The 9107-nt window shown below is 46.5% G+C and carries 9 protein-coding genes and 2 pseudogenes; all 11 read right to left on the bottom strand.

Annotation, left to right across the window (positions count from 1 at the left end; translation table 11 throughout):
* Positions 1-103, bottom strand: a pseudogene (locus ALO_RS23970) (dihydrofolate reductase family protein); the annotation flags it as partial.
* A 353-nt stretch (positions 104-456) separates the two neighbouring features.
* A complete protein-coding gene (hgcB, locus tag ALO_RS23690; protein WP_072031868.1) occupies positions 457-759 on the bottom strand; it encodes a mercury methylation ferredoxin HgcB in 303 nt (100 codons plus the stop codon).
* A 24-nt stretch (positions 760-783) separates the two neighbouring features.
* Positions 784-1926: a mercury methylation corrinoid protein HgcA gene (gene hgcA / locus ALO_RS17015; RefSeq protein WP_004098500.1), complete on the bottom strand. Its 1143-nt coding sequence runs from the start codon at positions 1924-1926 to the stop codon at positions 784-786.
* A gap of 19 nt (positions 1927-1945) precedes the next feature.
* Complete coding sequence (gene arsB / locus ALO_RS17020; protein ID WP_004098503.1) at positions 1946-3040, bottom strand: ACR3 family arsenite efflux transporter; 1095 nt, start codon at positions 3038-3040, stop codon at positions 1946-1948.
* Positions 3041-3079: 39 nt separating this feature from the next.
* Positions 3080-3379: an ArsR/SmtB family transcription factor gene (locus ALO_RS17025; RefSeq protein ID WP_004098504.1), complete on the bottom strand. Its 300-nt coding sequence runs from the start codon at positions 3377-3379 to the stop codon at positions 3080-3082.
* 1 nt (position 3380) lies between these two features.
* Entirely contained in the window at positions 3381-3806 is a 426-nt protein-coding gene (locus tag ALO_RS17030) for an arsenate reductase ArsC (protein ID WP_004098505.1), read from the bottom strand.
* 654 nt (positions 3807-4460) lie between these two features.
* A complete protein-coding gene (locus ALO_RS17035; protein ID WP_040293758.1) occupies positions 4461-5255 on the bottom strand; it encodes a hypothetical protein in 795 nt (264 codons plus the stop codon).
* A complete protein-coding gene (locus ALO_RS17040) occupies positions 5236-5772 on the bottom strand; it encodes a membrane protein (RefSeq protein WP_040293759.1) in 537 nt (178 codons plus the stop codon). Before ALO_RS17040 ends, ALO_RS17035 begins: the two co-directional genes overlap by 20 nt.
* An 18-nt stretch (positions 5773-5790) precedes the next feature.
* Entirely contained in the window at positions 5791-6573 is a 783-nt protein-coding gene (locus ALO_RS17045; RefSeq protein ID WP_193760820.1) for a hypothetical protein, read from the bottom strand.
* A 532-nt stretch (positions 6574-7105) separates the two neighbouring features.
* Positions 7106-8231, bottom strand: a pseudogene (locus ALO_RS23975) (MFS transporter); the annotation flags it as partial.
* Positions 8232-8344: 113 nt separating this feature from the next.
* A partial coding sequence (locus tag ALO_RS17060; protein WP_004098508.1) for a class I SAM-dependent methyltransferase occupies positions 8345-9107 on the bottom strand: 763 nt, incomplete at its 5' end.

Here is a 9107-nt window from a genome sequence, read left to right on the forward strand (position 1 = left end):
AAAATGCCATTTCCTCATCCATGATACACCAATCTACTTCACCCTTTAGACCTTCGATAAACCCGTCCAACGTTACAGCCAAATCTAAAATTACTTTTCGCATCTAAACAAGCCCCCCCTAGCCTGACCGCCGTAAGCAGCAAGCGTTGATTTGTCAAACGTCAATGGATTATCATCTATATTTTCGGATATTAAGAAATGACACATTATCGAAATTCGGCGATCCTAATTCAATGTTTTCTTCCTACGTCAGCGGAAACATATACCCATATTTCACCGCGTCCCATGAGACCAGGGGCACCACCTGGGCTCATGGGACGTGTTTTCTTTTCAGTCAAACGCAACACTCCACGTGCATTGAGGTTGCATAAGGTATGAAAAGAAAACATTTTCAGCCCATCATATGCGGACATGCATATCCGCCGGATTTAGATGAACAGTCCATTAAGGCTCTTTTTAGCCACAGCAAGACGATTTATTTCCTTCCGCACCGCCACAACAAGGAGCTGTTCCCTTTAACTTTCCTTGTATAATGGCTGCGGCACAACCAACCCCAACCTTAACCGCAAGTGCTTCAACAGGACAATTTTGAGCGCAAGCTCCACATTCCATACACCGGTCCCGGTCGCTGATCCACGCCTTCCCCGAATTCAGTCCAAAGACATTATGGGGACATACGTTCAAACACATTCCGCACCCGATGCACTTATCCGCATTCAGCACTAGGGTCACAACGTTTTTCAAATATTTATGTCTTATCACAGTCGTTCATTCTCCCTTACATTAAAATCCAAGAAACAAACCGCCAGCCAAAAGCGCTATACCGCCTACTGCGGAAATAATCTGGGCCGGTATAGCAAAATTCATTTCCTTTGCCACACCGGACAGAGAAGTATAGGTGCTACAGCCAGTAAAATTCATGGCAAGATAAGAAGCAATGGGAGGTAAAATCAGGAAGTAAAATAGTTCATGAATCCCGCTCAAGGGAGAAGCAATGTACCAGACATATGCACCTGCCCATAGCAGCCCCAGCAACCATCCTTTCCAGGCAAAAGCCGGCCCCGGAATGTACGGCAAGAATAAGGGGACTAGAACGGTTCCGGTTAAAATAGCCCCCAAAAACGGGATGAAATCAGCCAGGGTATGGCTTACCACCCTCAAGTCAACGCCTTCTTTTCCTGCCGTTAAGTTCACTAAAAAGAGAACCGCGATCAGAATAAGCGCCGGTTTGATGGTGCTGACCAGCTCAAATGGAGCCAGCACCAATCGATCAAACATGTCGAAACGGACTTCCCGCATGGCGGCAGTCGCCTTCAATCCTGCACTGATAAATGCCGGAATATCTGCGGCCCTTACCGGGCCATATACAACTTTAAAGCCCGACAGCTTCAGCACCGTATGGACAGACACGCCGGGCGCACCTAACTGGGGCACTACCAAAGTCCGATGGGTCACAATCTCCGGCAGTTTCACCTGATTGATACGATTGACCAACTCATCGGTACCGAACGTTCCTTTGCCGGCTGCACACCAGACGTTGATGCCTTTGGTATCCAACACCAGAATCCACAGGTTGAGCCCTTTTAATTCGGAACGGAGCCGGTCGAAACTCATCTTATAGTTAGCCGAAACCAACACCAGGGAATCAGCGTCGGGATTTCCCACCCCGTAGAGTCCGGGCGGAATTTTATAGTCTATCCGTCCGATACCCCAGCGCGCTTTCCAGGAACCAAACCTGTCACTTGACGCATACTCAGTACTCACTTGTGGAATTTTCCCTATTGAAGTTTCTATCTCCCCTATTATCCAGGGCATCGGTTTTTCGCTGATATTTGCCATAGGCCTTTGATTGCAGCAATGGGTTTCACTATTTTGTGTTTCGCCGCAAGAGCATGAGCAGCCCCCGGCAGCCGGTCCTTTTTCCATAACAATCCTTCCTCTCCGGTTAACAACTTTTTTTCTGACGCTCACCTTGTGAGCCGCTTTCTATTTTGGGCGAGCCATCCGGCTTATAATATTTCCTTGCAAAACCGAGCGCCACATTCACCAGACCAATCATGACCGGCACTTCGATGAGCGGTCCGATGACCGCCGCGAAAGCCTGGCCGGAATTGATGCCGAAAATTGCCACTGCCACGGCGATGGCAAGTTCGAAATTATTGCTGGCAGCCGTAAAGGACAAGGTCGTTGTCTGGGAGTAATTAACGCCCGAACGCCAGCTAACCGCAAACGAGACCAGGAACATGATCACGAAATAGATCAAAAGCGGTATGGCTATCCTTACCACATCCATCGGCAGTGTGACGATATAGTTACCTTTGAGCGAAAACATGACCACAATCGTGAACAGCAGGAAGATCAGTGTCAGCGGGCTAATTCTGGGAAGGAAGGTCTTCTCGTACCATTCCCGCCCTTTGGCCGGCAGCAGCACCTTCCGCGTCAGATAACCGCCGACAAAGGGAATGCCCAGATAAATCGCCACGCTCATGGCGACATCGACCATCGATACGTGGACTTCCATACCCGCAAGGCTCAGCCACCGGGGTATGACCGTAATAAACAGATAAGCGTAAAGCGAGTAAAAAATGAGCTGAAAGATAGAGTTCAGCGCAACAAGCGCAGCAGCATACTCCGTATCACCGTCGGCCAGTGTATTCCAGACGATCACCATTGCGATACAGCGGGCAAGGCCAATCAGGATTAAGCCGACAAAATAGTCCGGCTTATCCGCCAGAAACAACACGGCAAGGGCGAACATCAAAACCGGCCCAATAATCCAGTTTTGGATGAGCGACAAAGCGACAACCTTTTTATTGCTGAACACCTTGCCGAGTTCTTCGTATTTCACCTTGGCCAGTGGTGGATACATCATAACAATAAGGCCCATCGCGATAGGAATGGATACAGTGCCGACGGAGAACGCATCGAGCCACGCCGCCACATTGGGAAACACGAAGCCGCCGCCGACTCCGACGGCCATTGCCAGGAAAATCCACAATGTCAAATATCTGTCCAGAAAAGATAGTGATTTTCTCATCATCATAACGAACCCCCTATTCTCAAAATAAGCTTGAATGCCTCACTCACAGGTTCGCCCCCGCTCTTTGATCACCGACTTTGCCGCGAATTCCTGCAATAGCGCGCTTACCTGGGTAAACGCCTCGGGATTCAGGCTATAGTAAATCCATTTTCCCTCACGCCGGTCATTGACTAGCCCAGCGTACTTTAGCACCTTCAAATGATGGGAGATAGTCGGCTGCGAAACCTTGAAGGCGCTCATAATATCACAGACGCACAGTTCTTTGCCCAGGAGCAGCTTGATAATCTCCAGCCGAACCGGGTCTCCCAATGCTTTGAAGATTTCCGCCTGTTCCTTCACCTTAGCTCACCCTCTCCCCAAATGTCATAACAATCCAGCCTTTAATCTCGCTGAGAACCAACCGTACTCCGTTCATGATCTGGTCGTCCGAGCCCCGGAAGCCGGACGGGTTGGTAAAACTCTGATGCAGCATGACGCCTCCTCCGGGGAAAAAAGGGCAGGCTTCCTTGGCCCCGTCACAAACAGTGACAATATAGTCAAAGCTATCGTTGAGGTATTCGGTGAGACCTTTCGACCACTGAGCGGAAATGTCGATCCCAATCTCGGCCATCGCCCTGGCGACATACGGATTCACCTCCGTCGCCATCGTTCCCGCGCTGAATGCCTCGAACCGGTCGCCGTATAGCGCCCTTAAAAGCCCTTCGGCCATCTGCGACCGCGCTGAGTTGTGGGTGCAAAGAAACAAGATTTTTTTCTTCTGATTCATACGAAGGCCCCTTCCCTTAATCAAAACTATTATTGCAAATCAGGCAAATCTCAGTCCTAACAGCCCTGATTGCAGTGCTATCGCGTATCCGGCTACCCAAGCCTTCATTTTTCTTCGATTTCATCCCTCGCTACAAACTTCGCAAAATCACATTTATATATTTATATATATCTATATGATAACCAATAGACAGGCTGTTGGTCAACCAGTTAATTGTTAATTATGTATAAGAATGACCAAAAACTCCTACAGATTCACTTCACACTGCTCTGTAAGGGTTCTATAGTGATTTTTAAGCTTTATCATTGTGAGCACTCAAGAAGTCATTGCATAAAACTAATGTTTAACATATAAACGTCAAGCCTGAATGCTCAATGTTTCTACCTATGGCATGGTTCTTTTCTTCTCCTTCAAAAAACAGGTCCAACTGCTCAAGTCCTTGGGACACGATTTTCCCAGCAGTAATATTTACCGATCGTACCGGTTCACCCCACCACCGCTTACTAAACTCCCCTGGCGTGCCGCTTCACTAATGATATCCGTTGAGTGTTCCGGGCGAACCAACTTAATCCGTGCAGTAAAACCCAACTGTAAATTTCTAAAGGCCATACTATTCAGGACTTGCAGCAAAAATTGCTCAATGCCTGAACGAGTTTAATGACTGTTATCCATTACGGGCATGGGAAACTTGGGATTTTGATAATTGTCAATGAGGAACCGGCTCTGTTCCTGGTCAAATAGTATATTATACTGAACCGTATTAACATAGGCATCATAGGCGGAATAGGGATAAATTGCCACCAGATATAAGAGCCATTCCGGCCTGATCGCTGCAATGGCCTGGGGAAAGTTGCCCAAAAGGGTCTGATGGATGGCTGGGAGGAGATGGGCCATGTATGACATGCCGATCCACCAGGTCAGCAAATAAAAGCTAGTAGGGATTCGATGGCTATAAAGATGCCCCAGGCCAGGCATGAGAAGGGACCAAGCAACCGCCACCCAAGGATTTCGTTTCTCGATGAATCCTATGTCCCATGTGCCGATTTTAAAGGGAATAATTGCTGAATCCTCTCGTGCAGCAAGGATTGCATATTTGTTTAAATCAACAGTGAGCTGGTAGCTGCTCCAAGTGGCAAAAAGCTGTAAAGGAGCATAAAAAAGCAACCACCTGGTGTCGAGGACTTGTTTAGCCAATTCAGCTTGACCGGTAAACCCATAGATAATCGCCTGGTTAATATGTCCCATGGAGTTTGCGATAGTCGCGCCGATAATCAACAGAAACCCTTTTACATAACTCCCCATAATGAGAAATCCTAGACCCGGAAACAATGCTGACCAGAAAGCCGTTATCCAAGGGTTTTTTAGGTGGAGCAGATTAATTGTGAGTTCGCTCACAATTCCTTTAGGGCGGCGTTGATTTCTTATGGATTCAGATTGCTTCTTTTCCACCACTTGCCGCCCCATTTCCTATCATATTACGCAGCCGATCCAACTTACCTACCCCAAAGGCCATATTGTCCCAAAGCACTTTCTCTACCATTTCGTATTGACTGTTGTCGCAGCAAACGGTAAGCACTACTTCTGTATTGTTGCAATCCCCGGCTTTGACCCGGTTGCGAGGTGACTTTGTCTTCTTGTGCCCAAATATCCTTCCATAAAAGTAATCAAGCAGGAAGCCGATAATTGCTCCGCTCAGCAGTCCTATCAACCCCCAGATAATCGGCCCCCAAGCTAAGACAAAGCCATATATAACGCCTAACTCCATAAATATTGCTCCCAGAACCATGGCCCCGTCAAATATGCTAATCCCATCTGCCCGATGAATGCTATCCAGGACCATTCTTTCCTCAACTCTTTTGTCCAAAGGAACTGCCAAGATATGCTCTCTGGCGATCCCGCGCTTCTCCAGATCGGTTATGGCCAATTCAAGAAAGGCCGAATAGTCAAAGGATGCGTAAACGTACAATTAGAACCCACCTTATATTTATTCTGGTACTGGAAAATCTGCACTTTGATAGTTGTCAATTAAGAATCGCTTCTGTTCGTGCTCGAACAATCTATTATACTCTACTGTGTTTACATAGGCATCATAAATTGAGAATATATAAATGGAAGGCAGAAAGAGCAGCCATAAAGGATCAGCTATTTTGGTAGCGCCAGCAAAGTCGCCCATTGCAGTGAGGTGCATACATGGTAAAAGATTTCCCTTGTACGCGATTAGACTCCACCACGCCAGCGTATAGAAGCTGGTAGGAACCCTATGGGTGTATAAATGACCCAGGCCAGGGAGTAAAAGGGATAACGCTATCGCCATCCAAGGCTTTCGTTTATCTAAAAAGGCGACTTCCCAATTGCTGATGTTAAAGGGTATCATGCTGGAATTTTCCCTATCAGCCAGAATGGAATATTTGTTTAGGTCTACAGCAAGCCCGTATCCGCCCCAAATGCAAAAGATATATATCGGTACATAAAAGAGCAACCAATTGGTATCTACCACCTGTTTGGCCATTTCAAAGCGCCCTGTGAAGCTATACAATATCCCCAGGTTCAATTTGGCATTGACATTTATCAAAACCTCCAGGAATATTAAAATAAAGCCTTTTACATAACTTCCCAGGCTCATGTAAGCATAGCCAAGGTAAGAAGCTGACCACCAGGTTATTACCCATGGCGTTCTAAGGTGGATGAAATTCACAGAAATCGGATTCACGATTCCCTTTGGGCGGCGTTGGTTTCTAATTGATTCGTGTTGTTTTTTTTCAATCATTCTACACACTTTCATATTCGACGGGAATACTGCCAGACGCCCCGCCGTCACGAGGGGTAATGTGAATATATTGCCAAGAATTATTAGTATAAGCTTAGGTTCGCCAGGTCGGCGCCATCCAATTATCCTATATTATCCATCAAAAGGATTTTTTATATACATTAACCGACTAGCGCAAGTTAACCCGATTATCTCAATCCCAGCTAATAAGCTAATGAAATACCACATCCCTTGAAACCAGTCCCGCCTGGCTTCAAGGGATGTGTTTTCAGTAGAACTTTTATTAAACCTCTCGAACGAGTTTTTCTACATCATCGATTAGATTTTTCATGCATGTACATGCCTGTTCTTCTTCATATCCGGCTAACGAGAATAAATTTTCTATCCTCCGCCCATACTCAGGCGGTTTGATCTGAAATCCGTCAATCATGCGGACAGCTTTTTTCTCATTGATGCAGTACTCACCGTTGAGTGCGAACAGCACCTGGTTAAGACAGGAAACCGAGCGGACCAGGTGCGCTGCTACTACCTTTTGCGGAAGGACGAGCAGGGCGCTGACCAGTGTAAGCAGCAGGAGTAGGTCCCGGAAATAAAAAACCACAATGATACTCCCCTGCTCTCGGCAATCGGGCCTGCTATGAGCAATCCCAAAGGCATAGTCGCTGAACTGAGGCTTCCAATCAAAGAAAAAGCACGTCCCATCCGATCCGGAGCTATGGTTTCCTGCAGATAGGCGATATAGGGGATATTATACAGGTTGCTGCTGGCTCCGAGCAGCGCGCACAACGCCACGAACACCCAGAACCAGACCATCTCGGCAGGCAGCAGACCGCAGAACAATGAGGATGTTCACATGCCCATCGCATATCCAAAGTTGACCATGCTGGCATGCCAAGCATCAGCCCGAAAATAGTCGCTGGTCATGAGTGGATAATAAGTGGACAGAGGCGCGTAAAACAGCATGCCGAGAAGCGTAGCCGCCGTCACGATAAACAGCTTTCTGTCCTGGTAGATAGCCACCGCTCCTTCTTTCATTTCATCGAAAAATCGTGGCCTTTGTTTTATCTGCCGCTCCGGATCGGGTATTTTAACAAGTGCCACCGTGGCGCAGGCGACAAGCGCACCCACCAAATCTGACAGCAATATGAACCATAGGGGTAAGGCACTATACATGGCCGCACCCAATACGAGCCCCAGTAGAAAGGCTCCCGACTGCATGACTGGCTCCATCCGTTGGCGCGCACCAATTCCTGCTGCGGCACCAGCATGGGTACTGCGGCTTGAATGGCCGGGCTGTGAAACACAGTGCCACCCGCCCTGATGCCCAGCACCACGCAAACCGACCAATAGGGGGGCTTGCCAAACAGGAAGAAGAAGGCGAAAACAAGGGTCACCAGTCCAATGAAAAGGTCTGCCGCTATAATAACGATTTTTCGGTTGAGGCGGTCGACCCACACGCCTGCAAAGGGGCCAAGAATCAACTGAGGTAAAAAGGCGAATACGCCCGCGATTGACATCATGATAGGCGACGCTGTTTCACTGGCCAGCCACCAGATTAAGGAAAACTGCACGGCGGCGCTGCCTATGAGCGATACCGTCTGACCACTGGCAATAGTAAGGAAATCCCGCTTCCACTTATTCTGTTGGTTTTTCTTCATAAGCACTTGCTCCAGGTTTTCAGATATAGTTTTTTGCCTTTTTCGTTCAGACAATTTCAATCCTCTTGCTGACAAATTGTAATTTGTCAGTTTCCCATTATGCTTATAATCTTCTATTGCCTTTTTGCTTTCACAATCAAAAAGCAAGGTTTCAAAAATTCTTTTGTTATACTTGGCAATTTGTGAATCGCCCAATCTTTTGGCGTCGGTTCACAAACCTCTTTCAGTATAAAACCCGCTTTTGCAATGGTGGTCAACAATTCTCCCATAGGACGATGATATTTTATAACTCCGTCAACATACCAATGGACTTCACGTCTCCCGGCTTGATTGTAATTTGAGAAAGTATATGATACGCAGTTTCCGTTTTCATCTTGATTGAAATGTCCTTTCTCATCAATCGTAGCTGTGATAATAGGGTGCTCCTGTGAATACAGCAAATAACCGCCTGGATTTAACAAGCTATAAATATCTTTTATAAGCTTTGAAAAATCCTCTATATAATGAAACGCAAGGGAACTGTAAACAAAATCAAATCTTTCAGTGATAGATGATATTTCAGTCATGCTCATATTGATATATTCAATCTTTACATCGTTGGATTCATTCCTTGCGACTTCAAGCATTTTTTCTGATATATCCAGCCCAACAACTCGGTCAGCACCATCTCGTATAAAATCAAGACAATTATGACCATAACCGCAACCTAAATCTAAAACTTTTTTACCTGTCAAATCTGGCAACATATCCGCCATTGCAGGCTGTTCCAATAAATCGTTGTAGTTATCATTACTGCTCCGTAATGAATGATAGCCGTTAAAAAAGTCTTGGTTGTCATAAATATTGCTCATATTACATTCTCCTAATATAAATAAT

This window comes from Acetonema longum DSM 6540 (assembly GCF_000219125.1).
GTDB lineage: Bacteria > Bacillota > Negativicutes > Sporomusales > Acetonemataceae > Acetonema > Acetonema longum.